The sequence below is a fragment of the Pseudomonas sp. SCB32 genome (assembly GCF_009189165.1).
In the GTDB taxonomy this organism is placed as follows: Bacteria; Pseudomonadota; Gammaproteobacteria; order Pseudomonadales; family Pseudomonadaceae; genus Pseudomonas.
Genome location: NZ_CP045118.1, coordinates 1,553,068 through 1,570,229, shown reverse-complemented (window position 1 = coordinate 1,570,229; position 17,162 = coordinate 1,553,068). Strand labels below are relative to the sequence as shown.

Below are 17,162 nucleotides of genomic sequence, written 5' to 3'. Positions count from 1 at the left end.
TTTGGAAGATGTTTTAATGCCTCCGTCCCACTCGCACAACAACAAGAAACCGGAGGACATCCCATGACCGACCGCACCTGCGCTCCGCGCTCCTCTCCCTGAAGCACCGGGCAATTCGGCCGGCCTGCCAGCTAGGGCCGTCCCTGCCCCTCTTGAAGCTGCCCTCTGACTACCGTGGCCACTGGCCCGATCTGGAGTAATCGCATGTTCAAGAAAGTTGCAGCACTGATGTTGCTCGCCGGCGGCGCCGCCGGCCAGCTCCACGCCGAAACCCTCACCGTGGTGTCCTTCGGCGGCGATAACAAGGTGGCCCAGGAAAAGGCCTTCTACAAACCCTTCGAGCAGCAGGCGAAGGTGACCGTCCAGGGCGCCGAGTACAACGGCGAGATGGCCAAGATCAAGGTCATGGCCGACACCGGCCAGACCAGCTGGGACGTGGTCGAAGTGGAGTCCCCGGAACTGATGCGCGGTTGCAGCGAAGGCCTGTTCGAACAGCTCGACTGGTCCAAGCTGGGCAAGCGCGAGGACTTCCTAGACGCCGCCGTGAGCGACTGCGGCGTGGGCATCTTCATCTGGTCCACCGTCCTCACCTACGACGCCAAGAAGCTGGCCAGCGCACCGACCAGCTGGGCCGACTTCTGGGACGTGAAGAAGTACCCGGGCAAGCGCGGCCTGCGCCGTGGCGCCAAGTTCACCCTGGAATTCGCCCTGGAAGCCGACGGCGTGAAACAGGCCGACCTGTACAAGGTGCTGGGCACCAAGGAAGGCGTCGACCGCGCCTTCAAGAAGCTCAACGAACTCAAGCCCTACATCCAGTGGTGGGAAGCCGGTGCGCAACCGCTGCAGTGGCTGGCCGCTGGCGACGTGGTGATGACCAGCGCCTACAACGGCCGCGTCGCCACCGCGCAGAAGGAAGGCCGTGACTTCGCCATCCAGTGGAACGGCAGCATCTACGACCTGGACCACTGGGCCATCGTCAAGGGCAGCCCGAAGAAGGAGCTCTCCGAGCAATTCATCGCCCTGGCCAACAAGCCCGAGCATCAGAAGGTGTTCGCCGAGAACATCCCCTATGGCCCGACCAACAAGAACACCATCCCGCTGATCGATCCGGCCATCGCCGGCAAGCTGCCCACCGCGCCGCAGAACCTGGAAAACGCGCGCGCCATGGACACCGAGTTCTGGATCGACCACGGCGAGGAACTGGAACAACGCTTCAACGCCTGGGCGAGCAAGTAACCGCAAAAGCACCGCCCGACCTTGCGTCGGGCGGTGCTCCGCGACTCGCCGGGCCGCTGCACGATTGACCTGCCGGACCCGCTGGAGAAGTACCCGTGCCCCTCAATACCGCCCCCGTTCAAGACCACCTGCTGGAAGCGGCCCCCGCCCAGGTGAGCGACGCCCAGGCCGCCGCGATCGCCGAAGAATATTTCGGCCAGCGCGGCACCCTGAACCGGCTCGCCGGCGAACGCGACCTGAACTTCCACATCAGCCACGGCCACGGTGAAGACCGCCTGCTGAAGCTCTCCCACCCGCTGGAAGACCCGCAGGTAGTGGACTTCCAGACCCGCGCCCTGCTGCGCGTCGAGGCTGCCGACCCGACCCTGCCGGTGCAACGCGTCTACCCGTCGCTGAACGGCGAGTACCAGATTCCCGTGATCGTCGACGGCCAGCCGATGCTCGCCCGCCTGTTCTCCTTCGTCGACGGCCTGCCGCTGCACCGCGTGCCGCAACGCAGCCGCGCCCTGCGTGAAGGCCTCGGCGATGCCCTGGCCCGCCTGGGAATCGCACTCGACGGCTTCGAACACCCGGCGTCCGGCCACGAACTGCTCTGGGACATGAAGCACGCCTCGCGCCTGCGCCGCCTGCTGACCTACATCGAGGGCCGCGAGCAGCGTGCGCTGGTCGAGCGCTTCCTCGACAACTTCGAGCGCCACGCCCTGCCCCGCCAGGCGACCCTGCGCGCCCAGGTGATCCACAACGACCTGAACCCGCACAACGTGATCGTCGATGCTGCGCATCCCGACCAGTTGCGCAACATCCTCGACTTCGGCGACATGGTCCACGCGCCGCTGATCAACGACCTCGGCGTCGCCGCTGCCTACCAGGTGGGCGAGCCGGACGCGCCGCTGGCCACCGCCTGCGAGATGGTCGCCGCCTACCATCGGCGCCGCCCGCTGCTGGAGGCCGAGCAGGAAATCCTCGCCGACCTGATCGCCACGCGCCTGATCATGACCCTGTGCATCACCGCCTGGCGCGCCAGCCTGCACCCCGAGAACCGTGACTACATCCTGCGCAACGCCCATCACGCCTGGCAGAGCGTGCGGGGCTTGGCCAGCCTGAGCCGCGAACAGGCCCAGGAGCAGATATTCGCCGCCTGCCGCGTCAACCAAGAGGAGCCCCATCAATGACCATGCCCAACGGATACAGCCCGGCCGACGCCGAACGCCTGAGCGACGAGGAGCGTCGCCTGATCGAGCGCCGCGAGCGCCTGCTCGGCCCCGCCTACCGGCTGTTCTACGAACGCCCACTGCACACCGTGCGCGGCGAAGGGGTCTGGCTCTATGACAAGCAGGGCAATCGCTACCTCGACGCTTACAACAACGTCGCCTCCATCGGCCACTGCCACCCGCGCGTGGTACAGGCCATCGCCAGCCAGGCGGCGGTGCTGAACACCCACACCCGCTACCTGCAGGAAGGCATCCTCGACTACGCCGAGGACCTCCTCTCGACCTTCCCTGCCGGCCTCGAACAGGTGATGTTCACCTGCACCGGCAGCGAGGCCAATGACCTTGCCCTGCGTATCGCACGCCACTACACCGGCGGCACCGGGGTGATCATCACCCGCTTCGCCTACCACGGCGTCACCGGCGACATTTCCGAACTCTCGCCAGCCCTGGGCAGCGGCATCACCCTGCCCGCCCACGCCCGCACCGTGCGTGCACCAGACGCCTATCGGCTGGGCGCGCAGAACGTCGCCCAAACCCTGGCCGACGACGTACGCGCCGCCATTGCCGACCTGCGTGCCCACGGCATCAAACCCGCGGCGCTGCTGCTCGACGGCATCTTCGCCAGCGACGGCGTGCTGCCCGACCCGACCGGCTTCCTCGCCGAAGCGGTGAAGGTCGCCCGTGACGAAGGCCTGCTCTACATCGCCGACGAAGTCCAAAGCGGCTTCGCCCGCACCGGCGCGACGATGTGGGGCTTCCAGCGCCACGGCGTGCAGCCGGACCTGGTCACCCTCGGCAAACCGATGGGCAATGGCCAGCCCATCGCCGGCGTGGTGGCGCGCGCGGACATCCTCGAAAGCTTCGGGCGCAACGTACGCTACTTCAACACCTTCGGCGGCAACCCGGTGTCCTGTGCGGCGGCCCAGGCGGTGCTGGACGTGATCCGCGACGAGCGGTTGCAGGAGCGCTCGCAGCGCATCGGCGACTTCATGCTGGAGGGCATCCGCAAACTGGCCGACCGCCATGAGCTGATCGGCGACGTGCGCGGCGCCGGGCTGTTCCTCGGCGTCGAGCTGGTGACCGACCGCGGCGCAAAGACCCCGGCCGCCAGCCAGACCCGCCGCGTGGTCAATGCCATGCGCGAACGCGGCGTGCTGATCAGCGCCGCCGGCCCGATGGAGAACATCCTGAAGATCCGCCCGCTGCTGGCCTTCGAGCAGGAGCACGCCGAGCTGTTCATCGACTGCCTGGACAAGGCACTGCTGGAAGTCGCCGGCTGACTCGAGTGCAAGAACGGGCAAGGCCTGCGCAGTTCACTCCGCGCAGGCCTTGCCCGTTATCAGCTCAATGACACTCAGAAGCGCACGCCAACGTTGACCATCGTGGCGGAACCACCCAGCACCACCAGCTCGGCGCCGACCGGCCCCAGGGTCGCCCCCAGTGAAGGAATGATCGCTGGCGCCACGCCATAGTGGTTCAACGGGATCTTGTCGCGGTACTTGCCGTGATAGCCCTGCAGCGCGCCGCCGGTGACCTTGGCGTAAAACGGCGTGCCTTCCCAGTCGAAGCGCTTGCCGGCATAGACATAGTTGGAACGCTGGCTGAAGGAGTTACGGAAAGTCGCGCCACCGAACACGATGCCGTCGGCGCGGTTACGCTCCAGGCCAATCAGGTCCTGGTGGTTGTTGTGATCCGGATCATCGCTCCAGTGCTTGGTGTAGACGCTGGTCTGCAGGTACCAGAAGTCCCCGCTCTCGGCCAGGACGGCACCGCAGCCGAGCATCAGCAGCAGCGCGATCGTCAGGCGGCGCATGGCATGTCCTCCGCTCAGATGGCAACTCGGCTGGCGCCATTGACGGTCAGGATGCGCACGCGATCACCGATGCGGAACTGCTGGGCCGGGTCCACCGCCTGGACATAGGCACGGGTGGCGCCACCGTCTTCGCGCACCACGATCTCCACGCCCTGGGTGCGGGTGATGCCCTCTTCCACCGCCGAGCCTGCGGCACCGCCTGCAACACCGCCGAGGATGGTCGTGATGGTCTTGCCGCGGCCGCCTCCGATGGAACTACCGGCGATGCCTCCGACGGCGGCGCCGGCGAGGGTGCCGATCGGCGTCTTGGTGCCTTCGATCTGCACCGGTCGCAGGGACTCGATGGTGCCCGTGCGCACGTTCTGCACCGCTCGGGCGTCATCGCGGGAGTAGGACGAGCCCGACAGATTGGAGGCGCAACCGGTCAAGGCCAGGGTGGCACTGGTGAACACTGCGGTCAGCAGCAGAGTGGAGCGATTCATGATGGCTACCTCGAGAGGCGTTCAAAAAGGATGGGCAAAGCCTACGGCCCCCACCCTGAACTCCCCCTGAACCCTCTCTGAACCAGTGCTGAACGAACCTGAACGAGCCTGAACGAAATGTCCGTCAGCCTTCCAGCGCGACCAGTTGCTGCCGGCTCTGCTCGAACCAGCGCAGCAGATAGCTCGCCAACAGCTGCGTGCGGCGCGGCAATCGGCCCTGGTAGGGATGGATGAGGAACACCGGCTGGGTTCGGGTCTGGTAGTCGCGCAACAGCCAGATCAGACGACCTTCAGCCAATTCCTGCTGAATCATGTACGACGGCAGCCGGCTGATACCTGCGCCAGCCAGTACCGCCTTCTTCAGCAAGGTGTAGTGATTGCTCGCCAGGAGGCCGTCGACCGCCACCCGGAAGAGTTCATGCTGCCGCTGGTAGAGCCAGGTGCCGCTGTCCTGGTAATGGGTATTCTGCAGGCACGAATGCCCAGTCAGCTCCGCCGGCGCTTGCGGCACCCCGTGCCGCGCCAGGTAGTCCGGCGTGGCACAGGTCAATTCCTGCAGGGCGAACAACGGCCTTGCCACCACGCGCTCGTCCACCGCCAGGCTGCCGGAACGGATCGCCAGGTCAAATCCATCCGCCACCAGGTCACGCAGAGTGTTGGACAGGTCCAACTCCAGGCGAATCTCCGGGTAATCGCGGGAAAACTCCATCAGCCATGCATCGAAGAAGGTCTCCCCCAGGGACACCGGCACGCTCAGGCGCACCGTGCCCCGCGCCTCGTCCTGCAAGGCCAGCACCGCCTGCCGCGCCCGCGCCGCCTGGGCATTGAGCGCCTGGGCCTCGGGCAGCAATGCCGCCCCCGCAGCAGTCAGCGACAGGCGCCGGGTAGTGCGGTGCACCAGGGTCGCGCCCAAGGCCTGCTCCAGCGCGGAAATCCGCTTGGACAGCTGGCCCTTGCTGCAGCCGAGCTTCTCGGCGGCGCGGGTGAAGCTGCCGCACTCCAGCAGCACCGCGAAGGCGGAGAGGTCTTCCAGGTTGCTGGCAATTGTTTCCATATGAAAACCAAAGGTTGTCGATTGGCAGGATTATCACAACAAGCTGTCACTCTACTCTGAAGCTACCTTCAGCCATATCCCCTCGGAGCCTTCATGAAAATCATCCTGATCGGTGCCAGCGGCACCCTCGGCCAGGCCGTCGCCAACGAACTGGGCCCGCGTCATGAAATCATCCGCGTCGGCCGCAGCAGCGGCGATGCGCGCGTGGACATCACCGACAGCGCCTCGATCCGCGCCCTGTTCGAACAGATCGGCGGCTTCGATGCCCTGATCAGTGCCGCCGGCAAGGTCCACTTCGGAAAGCTTTCGGAAATGGGCGAGGCGGAAATGGCGGTCGGTCTGAAGGACAAGCTGATGGGCCAGGTGAACCTGGTGCTGATCGGCAGTCAGTACGCCAACGACGGCGCCTCCTTCACCCTCACCACCGGCATCCTCAGCGAACAGCCGATCGTGCTGGGCAGTTCGGCCAGCCTGGTCAATGGCGCCGTGGAGGGCTTCGTGCGCAGCGCCGCCCTGGAACTGCCGCGCGGCCAGCGGATCAACGCGGTCAGCCCGAATGTGCTGGTGGAGTCGATGGAAGGCTACGCGCCGTTCTTCCGCGGCTTCAAGCCGGTCCTGGCCGCCGATGCGGCCCTGGGCTTCGCCCGCAGCGTGGAAGGCGCGCAGACCGGGCAGGTGTACAAGATCTGGTGACGGATCGTACTCGTGGGGCGGATAACCTTGGCACGTCATCCCCATGATTCCGGCGCGAAATTGTAGGAGCGCGCCATGCGCGCGATCGCGGGCATGGCCCGCTCCTACAATGAGCGGTGCAGCTCGCAGCTACTCGCTCTTCTCGGCGTAGCAGACCGGCGAGCTGCCTTCTCCCTGCTTCTCCAGCTCATCCTCGAGGAACTCGGCCAGCACCTGCGCGTTGTTGTGCTCCTCGTCCTTGGCTCCATAGAGCAGCGTCAGCGTACCCTTGCGCGCCAAGTCGAGCAGCCCCATCCAGTGCTCCGGATGGGCATTCAGTTCGCGGTGGTAGGCCTGGCGGAAGTCCTCGAACAGGCTCGGATCGTGATGGAAGCGCTGGCGCAGTTCGTTGGACGGCGAGGCGTCCTTGGCCCACAGCTCCATGTGCAGGTCTTCCTTGCGGATCCCGCGCGGCCACAGGCGGTCCACCAGCACCCGCTGGCCATCATCCTGCACCGCCGGCTCGTAGGCACGCTTGCAACGAATCATCCGAATTCCTCCCCAAGCCTGGCATTGCCCTTGAGATGACTGGCTGCGCTGGGTAACGTGGGCCCACTTTCGAGGGAGCCCGATCCATGCGATCCAGTCGTTTCATTCTGTTCAGCCTGCTGCCCCTGTTCGCCGCCTGCCAGGTGTGGACGCCGAGCAAGACCGATATTAACGCCTCCACCCGCCTGCAAGGCGAACTCAGCCAGCAGGACCGCAAGCTGATGTTCCGCAGTTGCACCGAGCAGCGCCGCTTCAGCGTCGAGGACAGTGCCAATACCGGCCTGCCCCGCGATGCCAAAAGCCTGTTCGAGGATGGCGCCAGCACCCTGTTCGTCGACCTGCGCGGCAATTTCAGCGGCAGCACCGCCGCCGGCACCGACGGCAAGCTGGAAGTGAGCAAGGTACTGCGCCTGCAGCACGAAGGCCCCGGCTGCGACGACCCGAACTTCAAGCGCAGCATCGTCCGCGCCCATGGCAACGAACCGGGCTGGAGCGTGCTGATCAACAACCAGGGCCTGCTGCTCGAGCGCCCCGGCAAGCAATCGCTGGTGGTGCCCTACATCGCCGAGGGCCTGCCCAACGGCAGCACCAGTTACTCCAGTGAAGCCAATGGCGAGAAACTGGAACTCTGGGTTGCCCCGGCGCGCTGCCAGGACAGCATGAGCGGCGCGCTGACCAGCCTGTCCGCCGAGCTGCGGGTGGACAGCCAGGTCATGCAGGGCTGCGCCTACCCGGGCGGCGCCAGCAACGACTGATCCGGTGCGGCGGGACTCAGAACAGCAGCCCCGCCGACCTCAGCCGTGCCTTGAGCGCGATCAGCCCGCCCTCATACTCCCAGTAGGCCACCCGGCCGTGGCTGGACGTCACCAGCACATACTTCTCGCTCACCGACTGGATGCGCTCCACGCGCACCAGCTTCTCGACGAATTCCGGCTCGTTGATCTGCTCGACCACTTCGCGGTTCTGCTCGTCATAGCCGTGGACCATGAATGCCGCGCGTACCTTCATACTGATGAAGCTCATCGGCCATCCTCGCTCAGAGTGCCCGCTCGGCGGCCTGCCGAGCGTGGATGGTAGTGGTATCGAACAGCGGCACCGACGCGTCCTGGGGACCGACCAGCAGGGATATCTCGGTGCAGCCGAGGATCACCGCCTGGGCGCCTCGTTCCACCAGGGAAGCGATGATGCGCCGGTAAGCCTCGCGCGACTCATCGCGAATCTGTCCCAGGCACAATTCCTCGTAGATGATCCGGTGCACCACCTGGCGCTCGTCTTCCGACGGCGTGAGCACCTGCAGGTCGAACCTCTCCTGCAAGCGGTCCTTGTAGAACGCCTGCTCCATGGTGAAGCGCGTACCCAGCAGGCCGACTGTGGTCAGACCCGCCGCGCGGATCGCCTCGGCAGTCGGGTCGGCAATGTGCAGCAGCGGGATGTCCACCGCCGCCTCGATCGCCGGCGCCACCTTGTGCATGGTGTTGGTGCAGAGGACCAGGAAGTCCGCGCCGGCCGCGTGCAGCGAGCGCGCGGCACCAGCCAGCAAGAGCCCGGCGGCATCCCAGTCGCCGGCATGCTGCAGGCGCTCGATCTCGTGGAAGTCGACGCTGTACAGCACGATCTTCGCCGAGTGCAGGCCACCCAGGCGCTCCTTGATGGTCTGGTTGATCTGCCGGTAGTAGGGAATGGTGGACTCCCAGCTCATGCCGCCGATCAGGCCGATGGTTTTCATGGGTTCACTCCAGCCCGCAGTGAGGCACGTTGCCCGGCAGCGCCGCACCAACCTCGGCGCACTGGCGCAGCGCCTCGATCAGTGGATCGAGATCGAAGCCCTGGGACAGCAGCCACAGCGGGTTGTAGTAGGTGGTCTCGTAGCGCTCGCCGCTGTCGCAGAGGATCGCCACGATCGAACCGCTTTCGCCGCGCTCGACCATCTGCCGCGCCACCAGCATCGCGCCGATCAGGTTGGTGCCGCTGGAACCACCGACATGTCGGCCAAGACGCCGGGCCAGGTAATGCATGGCCGCCAGGGACAGGTCGTCCGGCACCTGGCAGCAGGCGTCGATTACGTTGGGCAGGAAGGACGCCTCGACACGCGGCCGGCCGATGCCCTCGATACGCGAGCCGTAGCTCAGGGTCAGGTCGCGATTGCCGGTGCGGTACGACTCGAAGAACACCGAGCGCTCAGCATCGGCGCAGAGCACGCGGGTCTCGTGGCGGCGGTAGCGGGCGAAGCGGCCGAGGGTGGCCAGGGTACCGCCGGTGCCCGGGCTCGAGACCAGCCAGGAGGGCTCGGGGAAACGCTCATGGCGCATCTGCTGGAAGATCGACTCGGCGATGTTGTTGTTCGCCCGCCAGTCGGTGGCGCGCTCGGCGTAGGTGAACTGGTCCATGAAGTGCCCGCCGGATTCCTTCGCCAGGCGTTCGGACTCGGCGTAGATCTGCGTCGGGTCTTCCACCAGATGGGCCTGGCCGCCGTAGAAGGCGATCTGTGCGATCTTCTCCTTCGAGGTGCTGGCGGGCACAACGGCAATGAACGGCAGGCCGAGCAGCCGGGCGAAGTAGGCTTCGGAGATCGCCGTCGAACCGCTGGACGCCTCGATCACCGGCGCGCCGGCGCGCAGCCAGCCGTTGCACAGCGCGTAGAGGAACAGCGAACGCGCCAGGCGGTGCTTGAGGCTGCCGGTGGGATGGCTGGACTCGTCCTTGAAGTACAGGTCGACACCCGGCAGGCCGGGCATCTCCAGGGGGATCAGGTGGGTATCGGCACTGCGCTGGAAGTCCGCCTCGATGATGCGGATCGCTTCGCGGGTCCAGTTACGGTCTTGGGCGGACATGCAGTTTCCTCGTCGAATGGCAGAAAGTCAGTCCAGCACACCGGCGGGCGGCGTGGGCGACGCGCTGCGCCACTGGCTGAGGGCAACCCCGATGAACACCAGGCCGGCAGCCAGTGCTTGCTGGCCACTGAGCACCTCGCCGAGCAGCAGCGCGGCGAAGACCAGGGTGAATACCGGGATCAGGTTGATGAAGCTGGTCGCCTGGCTCGCGGGCAGGCGGCTGACGCCGAAGTTGTAGAGGCCGTAGGCGCCGACGGTTACCACGCTGCCCAGGTAGATCAGTGCGAACCAGCCGGTCGGGCCGGGCGCGGACGGTAGCCCGGAGCTGACCAGTGCCAGCGGCAGGAAGAACAGCGAACCGATAAAGGCTTGCATGGCGGTCAGGATGAAGGGCGAGTAGCGCGCCGACAGATGCTTGAGCAGCAAGGTGTAGCCGGTGGCGCAGAGCATCGCCAGCAATTCGTAGAAGTTACCCAGCAGCGGCTGCGGCGCATGGCCATCCGATTCGCTGGCCAGGGTCAGCCAGAGCGCGCCGAGTACCGCCAGGCCGAAGCCGAACCAGGTATTGCGGGCGATCTTCTCGTGCAGCAGGAAAAATGCCCCCACCGCCACCAGCAATGGCAACAGCGCGGTGATCATTCCAGCCTGGGCAGCACTGGTGTGCTGTAGCGCCAGGGACTCGAAGATGAAGTAAAGGCAAGGCTCGCAGGCCGCGAGCCCGAGCAGCCATTTCCAGTCGCCGGAGCGATAGTCGATGCGCCCCCGCCAGCGCCAGGCGGCAAGGAAGATCAGGCTGCCAAGGCCCATACGGGCGAAGATCACCCACATCGCCGGCATTTCCTGGAAGGCGAATTTCAAGGCGATGAAGGAACTGCCCCAGAGCGCCATGGCCAACACCAGACACGCCAGGGAGAACGGCCGAGATTGCTGCACGGGACGCTCCAGTCAAAAGGTGCCTGGAGTATAGGAGGCGCGCGGTGTGGGCCGACAGGTACAGAACGGAGGGGAAACTGTATGGGCCTGCGGCGACTCGGCGATCAGTCCAGGCACCGGTAGTGGACCAGGCTGAACTCCGGCCCTTGCTCGTCGGCAAGTTTGGTGACGGTCAGCCGACCCTGTTCGAGCGTGAACACCTGATGCAACGGGAACTCTCCGTCGGAGGAGCTGACCTGCGAATCGACGCGCCAGCTCTGCCCTCGCTCCCCGGTGGCAATCGCCTGCAGAACGGAAGTCGACTCATAGGAAGTGATCTGCCCGGCTTCAATATTGATCAGCTGTCCGGGACGATTCTCGCGAGCGACCTTGCAGGACTCGGGGTGATCGGAAATCAGCCACTCCCCGAGAAGGGCCGGCGGATAGCTGACTTGTGGGGCGGCCTGGGTCATCTGAACGGTCGCGGAGATAGCCAGGGACAGGAGAGTGAAGGCAGCTTTCATGGAGGGCTTCTCGGATCAGTAATGCCGTTATCCATATACAGGGACGGGGCCAGCCAATCCAATCCCGGTGAGCAAGTCAGGCCGGCTTCACTCCCAAGGCCTGCCCTTGGTCCCCCGCTCCACCGGCGTGCGCTGCTGCATCGCCGCCTTGGCCAGCAGGTGCGCGCTGATCGGCGCGGTGATGAACAGGAATGCGGTGATCAGCAATTCATGCAGACTGACGCCCTCGCCACGGATGCTGAAATACAGCATCGAGGCCAGGATCACCCCGCCCACGCCCAGGGTCGAAGCCTTGGTCGGCGCATGCAGGCGCGTATAGAAATCCGGCAGTCGGTACAAGCCAATGGCGCCGAGCAGGGCGAACAGGCTGCCGGCCAACAGCAGCAGGCAGACCAGCGCTTCGACGATGAATCCGCTATTCATTCGATGATGTCTCCGCGCAGGAGGAACTTGGACAGCGCCACGGTGCTGACGAAGCCCATCACGGCGATCAGCAACGCCGCCTCGAAGTACAGGCCGCTGCCCTTCCAGATGCCGAACAGTACGATCAGCGCGATGGCCTCGACCGACAGGGTATCCAGCGCTAGGATGCGGTCCGCCACCGACGGCCCACGAATCAGCCGCGCTACCGTGAGCAGCAGCGCTACTCCGAGCAGCGTCAGGCAGATCGGGATCACAATGCCGAGCATTCGAACACCTCCTTGAGCGGCGCTTCGTAGCGGGCCTTGATATCCGCCGCCAGGGCCTGCGGGTCCGGCACGTCGAGACCATGGACCAGCAGGAAGCGGCGGTCGTCGCTGAGATCGGCGGATACAGTCCCCGGCGTCAGGGTGATCACGCTGGCGAGAATGGTGATCGCCAAGTCGTCGGTCAGCTCCAGGGGAACCTCCACGAAGCCCGGTTGCAGCCTGGACTTGGGCCCCAGCACCAGTTTCGCCACCTGCAGGTTGGCTACGACTATGTCGTACAGCACCAGGCCGATGAAGCGCAGCAGCAGGCCCGGCCGCTGGATACGCGGTGCGGCCAGCAGCAGGTTGCGGCAGAGCAGCGGAATCGTCAGGCCGAGGATGGCGCCGAGCAGCCAGTGTCCGAGGGAGAAATCGTTGACCAGCAACAGCCAGCTGAACAGCAGGACGGCGCAGAGCAACGGGTGCGGGAAGAGACGACGGATCATGCGCCACCTCCCAGCAGGATCGCCTGGCGGTAGAGCCCGGCGTCAAGCAACTGCATGGCCGTAGCCTGTGCATAGGTGATCAGCGGTCGCGCGGCGACCACCATCAGCGGCGCGCTCGCCAGCAGGCCAAAGGTCGCCAGCAACTTCACCGGCTCACGCTCGGCACTACCCAGCACGGTGCGGCCGGTGCGCCAGAACAGCGTGCTGCCGGCGCGGCTCAACGCGACTATGGTGACCAACCCGCTGAGCAGCACCACGCTCCACAGCGCGATGGCCTCGCTGCCACCGCTCACCGAGCGCAGAAGCATTAGCTTGCCGAGGAACCCCGAAAGCGGCGGCAGACCCGCCACGGCAATTGCGCCGAAGAAGAACGCACCACCCAGCAGATGCGGTTGCAGCAGCGCCGGGCCTTGCACCAGGCGGCCGCCCTTGTCGCCGCGCTGGCGGGCAATCAGGTCGGCCAGGAGGAACAGGCCACCGGCAACCCAGATACTGTGCAGCAGGTAGTAGAGCGCGGCAGACAACGCCTCCGGCGTGCCCAGCGCGATAGCCGCCAGCAGCGTGCCGGCGGAGACGACGACCAGATACGACAACAGTCCTTGCAAAGTGGTGGACGCCAGTGCGCCCAATGCCCCGGCGACAATGCCGGCCAACGCCAGCGGCCACAGCCAGGCTTGCGCGAGGTTCGCCAGCTCACCAGCCTGCTCGCCGAAGATCAGCGTGTAGACCCGCAGGATCGAGTAGATGCCCACCTTGGTCATGATCGAGAACAGCGCCGCGACCGGCGCGCTCGCCTCGGCGTAGGCCTTCGGTAGCCAGAAGTACAGCGGCAGCAGCGCGGCCTTGAGGCCGAACACCACCAGCAACAACAGCGCGGCGGCCCGCACCAGCGGCGCCTGCTCGGCGCCAAGCTGCGCCACGCGCTCGGCCATGTGCGCCATGTTCAGGGTGCCGGTGACGCCGTAGAGCACGCCCACCGCAATCAGGAAGAACGCCGAGCCCACCAGGTTCAGCACCACATAGTGCACGCCCGCGCGCACCCGCCCCGCCCCGCCGCCGTGCAGCAGCAGCGCATAGGAGGCGATCAGCAGGATCTCGAAGAACACGAAGAGGTTGAACAGGTCGCCAGTGAGGAAGGCGCCGTTCAGACCAAGCAGCTGGAACTGGAACAGCGCATGGAAGCGCTTGCCGCGCCGGTCGTCACCGCGCAGCGCGTAGATCAGCGACAGGCTGGCGAGCAGCGCGGTGGCGGCGAGCATCAGCGCACTGAGACGGTCGAGCACCAGGATGATGCCGAACGGCGGCTGCCAGTTGCCCAGCGCGTAGAACTGCACCACACCGCTGTCGGCCTGTTGCAGCAGCACGGCGGACAGCGGCACCAGCGCCAAGGTGGCAAGCAGCGACAGGCCGCGCTGCAGGCGCTCGCCCGCGAGCAGCAGCGCACAGCCGGCGAACAGCGGCAGCAGGACCGGCAGGATCAGCCAGTGATTCATCGGGTCTCCTCCCCGTTGCCACCGTCCACATGATCACCGCCGGTCTCCGCCAGCCCACGCAGGGCCAGGACGATGACGAACGCGGTCATGGCGAAGCCGATGACGATGGCGGTCAGCACCAGCGCCTGGGGGATCGGGTCGCCGGCGTTGGCGACCTTGCCGATCACCGCCGGATCACCCGCGAGACGGCCCATGGCGAAGAGGAACAGGTTGACCGCATAGGACAGCAGGGTCAGCCCCAGCACCACCGGGAAGGTCCGCGCACGTAGCAGCAGGTAGACGCCACTGGCAGTCAGCAGCCCGAGGGCGATGGCGAACAGCGCTTCCATCAGTGCGCCTCCTTGGACAGCGTCGGCGGCTCTTCAAGCTCTGCCGAGGGGGGCGGCCCGCTGACCGAACCGAGGCCCGAGAGGATCAGCAGGGTCGCGCCGACCACGGTGAAGTACACGCCCAGGTCGAAGAGCATGGCGGTGGCCAGTTCGATCTCGCCCACCAGCGGAATGTTGAAGTGGCCGAACGCCGAGGTGAGGAACGGGAAGCCGAAGAACCAGGCACCCAGTCCGGTGATCCCGGCGATCAGCACGCCGAGACCGGCGAGACGGCTGTAGTCCAGCGGCAGCCGCGTGCTCACCCAGCGGCTGCCGCAGGCAATGTACTGGAGGATCAGCGCCACCGAGGTGATCAATCCGGCGATGAAGCCGCCACCGGGCAGGTTGTGCCCGCGCAGGAAGATGAACACCGAGACCAGCAGCGCCAGCGGCAACATCAGCCGCGACAGCACACCGAGGATCGGCGGGAAGCGGTCAGCAGCCCAGGCCCGGCCCTCGTCATCGCGCTCGGCACGCAGCAGACGCAGGCCGTCGAGCAGCGCGAAGATGCCAACGGCAGCGATTGCCAGCACGGTGATCTCGCCGAGGGTATCGAAGCCCCGGAAGTCGACCAGGATCACGTTCACCACGTTGTGGCCGCCACCACCGGACACGCTGTTCTCCAGGTAGTAGCCGGCGATGCTGTCGTACGGCCGGGTCAGTACGGCGTAGGCCAGCAGGGTCACCATCACCCCGGCAGCGATCGCCACTACGAAGTCTCGCAGGCGACGCAGGCTGCTGGAGGCCTTCGGCGTATGTGTCGGCAGGTAGTACAGCGCTAGCATCAGCAGGACCATGGTCACCACTTCCACCGACAACTGGGTCAGCGCCAGGTCCGGCGCTGCGAAGCGGGCGAAGGCCAGGGCCACCAGCAGGCCGGCGATGCTGAGGATGATCAGCGCGGTCAGGCGCTGGCGATGGAACCACACGGTGAGCGGCCCGCTGATCGCCAGCAGGACCAGGCCCAATGCAGTGATGCCATCCAGCGGCGTCTGCGCGCGCGCGCCCTCGACGCCCGGCAGCGGCGCGAGACCGGCAAACACGACAATCACGGCGGCCAGCACCAGCAGCAAGGCGTAACGCTGCAGCGAGCCATTCTCCATGTAGCCAGTCACGCGTGCGGCGAAACGCACTACGCGCTGCACCTGCTGCTCGAACACCAGCTTGGCGTCTACCGCCGGCAAGCCCGCGTACCAGTCGAACAGCGGCTTGCGCAGCACGTAGAGCAGCACCCCGCCCGCGGTGGCGAGGAAACTCATCGCCAGCGGCGCGTTGAAGCCGTGCCAGATCGCCAGGCTGTACTCGGGCAGCGGACCGTTCAGGCTCGACGCAGCGGCGCCGGCCAGCAGCGGACCGACGATCAGCGACGGCATGACGCCCACCAGCAGGCAGATCAGCACCAGGATTTCCACCGGCACCTTCATGTATCGCGGCGGCTCGTGGGGGTGCGGATTGGGCAGGTTGACCGGCTCGCCGTTGAAGAACACGTCGTGGATGAAGCGCACCGAGTAGCTCACCGAGAACAGTGCGCCCACGGTCGCCAGCGCCGGGATCAGCCAGTTGAAGCTGCCCATCATGTTCTGCGCCAGGGTCTCGCCGAAGAACATTTCCTTGCTGAGGAAGCCGTTGAGCAGCGGCACGCCGGCCATCGACGCCGAGGCTACCATCGCCAGAACGGCGGTGTGCGGCATGTACTTCCACATGCCGTTGATGCGGCGCATGTCGCGGCTGCCGGTCTCGTGGTCGATTATCCCGGCGGCCATGAACAGCGAGGCCTTGAAGGTGGCATGGTTGATGATGTGGAAGATCGCCGCGACGTTGGCCATAGGCGAATCCAGGCCGAACAGCAGGGTGATCAGGCCCAGGTGGCTGATGGTCGAGTAGGCCAGCAGGCCCTTGAGGTCGTTCTGGAACAGCGCCATGAAGGCGCCCATCAGCAGGGTCGCAAGGCCGGTCAGGCTGACCAGGTAGAACCACAGGTCATTGCCCGACAGCAGCGGGTAAAGGCGCGCCAGCAGGAAGACGCCGGCTTTCACCATGGTCGCCGAATGCAGGTAGGCCGACACCGGCGTCGGCGCCGCCATGGCGTGGGGCAGCCAGAAGTGGAACGGGAACTGCGCAGACTTGGTGAACACGCCCAGCAGCACCAGGCACAGCGCCAGAGGGAACAGCGGGCTGGCCTGCAGCACCTCGCGCGCACCAAGCACGGTGCTCAGCTCGAAGCTGCCGACCACATGGCCGATAAGCAGAATGCCGGCCAGCAGCGCCAGGCCACCGCCACCGGTGACCGCCAGCGCCATGCGCGCGCCCTTGCGCGCATCCGAGCGATGGCCCCAGAAGCCGATCAGCAGGAACGACGACAGGCTGGTCAGTTCCCAGAACACCAGCATCAGCAGCAGGTTTTCGCTCAGCACCACGCCGAGCATGGCGCCCATGAACAACAGCAGGAAGGCGAAGAAGCGCCCCGCGGGCTCCTTCTCGGAGAGGTAATAGCGGGCGTAGAGAATGACCAGCAGGCCGATGCCGAGGATCAGCAGGGAAAACAGGAAACCCAGGCCATCCAGGCGCAGGCTGAGGTTCAGGCCAAGCTCCGGCAGCCACGCTGCGTTGACCACCAGGGCCTCGCCGCCCAGCACCGCGCGCTGGCTCAGCAGCAGGATCAGCCCCGTCAGCGGCACCAGGCCGGTGGCCGCCGCACAGATGCTACGCCCGAAGCGCTCGCTCAGCAGCGGCAGCAGCACCCCGAAGAAAGGCAGCGCAATGATCAGCGCCAGCATCATGACCCACTCCTTTTCGCCGCCGGGCGGCCCCCATACATACAACCCCGCGCCAAGTGCGCCGGC

At 66.1% G+C, this 17,162-nt stretch carries 20 protein-coding genes; 5 read left to right on the top strand and 15 right to left on the bottom strand.

What is annotated here, in order from left to right:
- Positions 1-204: 204 nt before the first annotated feature.
- The 3 genes from GA645_RS07335 (at position 205) to GA645_RS07325 (ending at position 3,727) form a co-directional block, all read left to right on the top strand.
- The gene (locus GA645_RS07335; RefSeq protein WP_152221349.1) at positions 205-1,236 is read left to right on the top strand and encodes an ABC transporter substrate-binding protein; all 1,032 of its coding nucleotides are present in this window, start codon (positions 205-207) and stop codon (positions 1,234-1,236) included.
- 95 nt (positions 1,237-1,331) lie between these two features.
- Positions 1,332-2,408, top strand: a complete 1,077-nt coding sequence (locus tag GA645_RS07330; protein ID WP_152221347.1) for a phosphotransferase — start codon at positions 1,332-1,334, stop codon at positions 2,406-2,408.
- Positions 2,405-3,727, top strand: coding sequence for an aspartate aminotransferase family protein (locus tag GA645_RS07325; protein ID WP_152221345.1), 1,323 nt, complete (start codon positions 2,405-2,407; stop codon positions 3,725-3,727). Before GA645_RS07330 ends, GA645_RS07325 begins: the two co-directional genes overlap by 4 nt.
- 74 nt (positions 3,728-3,801) lie before the next feature.
- On the opposite strand, the gene GA645_RS07320 is transcribed toward GA645_RS07325, so the two are convergent.
- From GA645_RS07320 to GA645_RS07310, 3 genes are all read right to left on the bottom strand, one after another.
- The gene (locus tag GA645_RS07320; RefSeq protein WP_152221343.1) at positions 3,802-4,260 is read right to left on the bottom strand and encodes a sn-glycerol-3-phosphate transporter; all 459 of its coding nucleotides are present in this window, start codon (positions 4,258-4,260) and stop codon (positions 3,802-3,804) included.
- A gap of 14 nt (positions 4,261-4,274) precedes the next feature.
- Positions 4,275-4,742 (bottom strand): glycine zipper 2TM domain-containing protein, encoded by a 468-nt coding sequence (locus tag GA645_RS07315; RefSeq protein WP_152221341.1) that lies wholly within the window; start codon positions 4,740-4,742, stop codon positions 4,275-4,277.
- A 124-nt stretch (positions 4,743-4,866) separates the two neighbouring features.
- Entirely contained in the window at positions 4,867-5,796 is a 930-nt protein-coding gene (locus GA645_RS07310; RefSeq protein WP_152221339.1) for a LysR family transcriptional regulator, read from the bottom strand.
- A 93-nt stretch (positions 5,797-5,889) separates the two neighbouring features.
- Here GA645_RS07310 and GA645_RS07305 point away from each other — a divergent pair, with 93 nt between their 5' ends.
- Positions 5,890-6,489, top strand: a complete 600-nt coding sequence (locus GA645_RS07305; protein WP_152221337.1) for a short chain dehydrogenase — start codon at positions 5,890-5,892, stop codon at positions 6,487-6,489.
- Between the two features lie 129 nt (positions 6,490-6,618).
- Here the strand turns inward: GA645_RS07305 and GA645_RS07300 are convergent, their stop codons facing one another.
- Positions 6,619-7,017 carry a DUF488 domain-containing protein gene (locus GA645_RS07300; RefSeq protein ID WP_152221335.1) on the bottom strand — a complete coding sequence of 133 codons (399 nt, stop codon included), beginning with the start codon at positions 7,015-7,017 and terminating at the stop codon, positions 6,619-6,621.
- Between the two features lie 86 nt (positions 7,018-7,103).
- Between GA645_RS07300 and GA645_RS07295 the strand changes: the two genes are divergently transcribed.
- Positions 7,104-7,772, top strand: a complete 669-nt coding sequence (locus tag GA645_RS07295; protein ID WP_152221332.1) for a COG3650 family protein — start codon at positions 7,104-7,106, stop codon at positions 7,770-7,772.
- A gap of 16 nt (positions 7,773-7,788) precedes the next feature.
- Here GA645_RS07295 and GA645_RS07290 read toward each other — a convergent pair whose 3' ends face one another.
- The 11 genes from GA645_RS07290 to GA645_RS07240 form a co-directional block, all read right to left on the bottom strand.
- Positions 7,789-8,040 carry a hypothetical protein gene (locus GA645_RS07290; protein WP_152221330.1) on the bottom strand — a complete coding sequence of 84 codons (252 nt, stop codon included), beginning with the start codon at positions 8,038-8,040 and terminating at the stop codon, positions 7,789-7,791.
- 13 nt (positions 8,041-8,053) lie between these two features.
- Complete coding sequence (locus tag GA645_RS07285; RefSeq protein WP_152221329.1) at positions 8,054-8,743, bottom strand: aspartate/glutamate racemase family protein; 690 nt, start codon at positions 8,741-8,743, stop codon at positions 8,054-8,056.
- Between the two features lie 4 nt (positions 8,744-8,747).
- Positions 8,748-9,848, bottom strand: a complete 1,101-nt coding sequence (locus tag GA645_RS07280; protein ID WP_152221327.1) for a PLP-dependent cysteine synthase family protein — start codon at positions 9,846-9,848, stop codon at positions 8,748-8,750.
- Between the two features lie 27 nt (positions 9,849-9,875).
- Complete coding sequence (locus GA645_RS07275) at positions 9,876-10,781, bottom strand: DMT family transporter (RefSeq protein ID WP_152221325.1); 906 nt, start codon at positions 10,779-10,781, stop codon at positions 9,876-9,878.
- Positions 10,782-10,885: 104 nt separating this feature from the next.
- A complete protein-coding gene (locus tag GA645_RS07270) occupies positions 10,886-11,284 on the bottom strand; it encodes a hypothetical protein (protein WP_152221323.1) in 399 nt (132 codons plus the stop codon).
- Between the two features lie 87 nt (positions 11,285-11,371).
- The gene (locus GA645_RS07265) at positions 11,372-11,707 is read right to left on the bottom strand and encodes a Na+/H+ antiporter subunit G (protein WP_152221321.1); all 336 of its coding nucleotides are present in this window, start codon (positions 11,705-11,707) and stop codon (positions 11,372-11,374) included.
- Entirely contained in the window at positions 11,704-11,973 is a 270-nt protein-coding gene (locus tag GA645_RS07260; RefSeq protein WP_152221319.1) for a K+/H+ antiporter subunit F, read from the bottom strand. The genes GA645_RS07265 and GA645_RS07260 overlap by 4 nt, the downstream gene beginning before the upstream one ends.
- The gene (locus tag GA645_RS07255) at positions 11,958-12,458 is read right to left on the bottom strand and encodes a Na+/H+ antiporter subunit E (RefSeq protein ID WP_152221317.1); all 501 of its coding nucleotides are present in this window, start codon (positions 12,456-12,458) and stop codon (positions 11,958-11,960) included. The genes GA645_RS07260 and GA645_RS07255 overlap by 16 nt, the downstream gene beginning before the upstream one ends.
- A complete protein-coding gene (locus tag GA645_RS07250) occupies positions 12,455-13,951 on the bottom strand; it encodes a monovalent cation/H+ antiporter subunit D (RefSeq protein WP_152221315.1) in 1,497 nt (498 codons plus the stop codon). Before GA645_RS07250 ends, GA645_RS07255 begins: the two co-directional genes overlap by 4 nt.
- Complete coding sequence (locus GA645_RS07245) at positions 13,948-14,280, bottom strand: Na+/H+ antiporter subunit C (protein ID WP_152221313.1); 333 nt, start codon at positions 14,278-14,280, stop codon at positions 13,948-13,950. Before GA645_RS07245 ends, GA645_RS07250 begins: the two co-directional genes overlap by 4 nt.
- On the bottom strand, positions 14,280-17,099 hold the full coding sequence (locus GA645_RS07240) for a monovalent cation/H+ antiporter subunit A (RefSeq protein WP_152221310.1): 2,820 nt from the start codon (positions 17,097-17,099) through the stop codon (positions 14,280-14,282). Before GA645_RS07240 ends, GA645_RS07245 begins: the two co-directional genes overlap by 1 nt.
- Between the last annotated feature and the right edge of the window lie 63 nt (positions 17,100-17,162).

Bases quoted from the DNA above. Each gene is read 5' to 3' on its own strand.
- GA645_RS07240 (WP_152221310.1), bottom strand. From the start codon at position 17,099: ATGATGCTGGCGCTGATCATTGCGCTGCCTTTCTTCGGGGTGCTGCTG.
- GA645_RS07325 (WP_152221345.1), top strand. From the start codon at position 2,405: ATGACCATGCCCAACGGATACAGCCCGGCCGACGCCGAACGCCTGAGC.
- GA645_RS07280 (WP_152221327.1), bottom strand. From the start codon at position 9,848: ATGTCCGCCCAAGACCGTAACTGGACCCGCGAAGCGATCCGCATCATC.
- GA645_RS07320 (WP_152221343.1), bottom strand. From the start codon at position 4,260: ATGCGCCGCCTGACGATCGCGCTGCTGCTGATGCTCGGCTGCGGTGCC.
- GA645_RS07310 (WP_152221339.1), bottom strand. From the start codon at position 5,796: ATGGAAACAATTGCCAGCAACCTGGAAGACCTCTCCGCCTTCGCGGTG.
- GA645_RS07290 (WP_152221330.1), bottom strand. From the start codon at position 8,040: ATGAGCTTCATCAGTATGAAGGTACGCGCGGCATTCATGGTCCACGGC.
- GA645_RS07300 (WP_152221335.1), bottom strand. From the start codon at position 7,017: ATGATTCGTTGCAAGCGTGCCTACGAGCCGGCGGTGCAGGATGATGGC.
- GA645_RS07270 (WP_152221323.1), bottom strand. From the start codon at position 11,284: ATGAAAGCTGCCTTCACTCTCCTGTCCCTGGCTATCTCCGCGACCGTT.
- GA645_RS07315 (WP_152221341.1), bottom strand. From the start codon at position 4,742: ATGAATCGCTCCACTCTGCTGCTGACCGCAGTGTTCACCAGTGCCACC.
- GA645_RS07285 (WP_152221329.1), bottom strand. From the start codon at position 8,743: ATGAAAACCATCGGCCTGATCGGCGGCATGAGCTGGGAGTCCACCATT.
- GA645_RS07265 (WP_152221321.1), bottom strand. From the start codon at position 11,707: ATGAATAGCGGATTCATCGTCGAAGCGCTGGTCTGCCTGCTGCTGTTG.
- GA645_RS07245 (WP_152221313.1), bottom strand. From the start codon at position 14,280: ATGGAAGCGCTGTTCGCCATCGCCCTCGGGCTGCTGACTGCCAGTGGC.
- GA645_RS07250 (WP_152221315.1), bottom strand. From the start codon at position 13,951: ATGAATCACTGGCTGATCCTGCCGGTCCTGCTGCCGCTGTTCGCCGGC.
- GA645_RS07260 (WP_152221319.1), bottom strand. From the start codon at position 11,973: ATGCTCGGCATTGTGATCCCGATCTGCCTGACGCTGCTCGGAGTAGCG.
- GA645_RS07335 (WP_152221349.1), top strand. From the start codon at position 205: ATGTTCAAGAAAGTTGCAGCACTGATGTTGCTCGCCGGCGGCGCCGCC.
- GA645_RS07255 (WP_152221317.1), bottom strand. From the start codon at position 12,458: ATGATCCGTCGTCTCTTCCCGCACCCGTTGCTCTGCGCCGTCCTGCTG.
- GA645_RS07305 (WP_152221337.1), top strand. From the start codon at position 5,890: ATGAAAATCATCCTGATCGGTGCCAGCGGCACCCTCGGCCAGGCCGTC.
- GA645_RS07295 (WP_152221332.1), top strand. From the start codon at position 7,104: ATGCGATCCAGTCGTTTCATTCTGTTCAGCCTGCTGCCCCTGTTCGCC.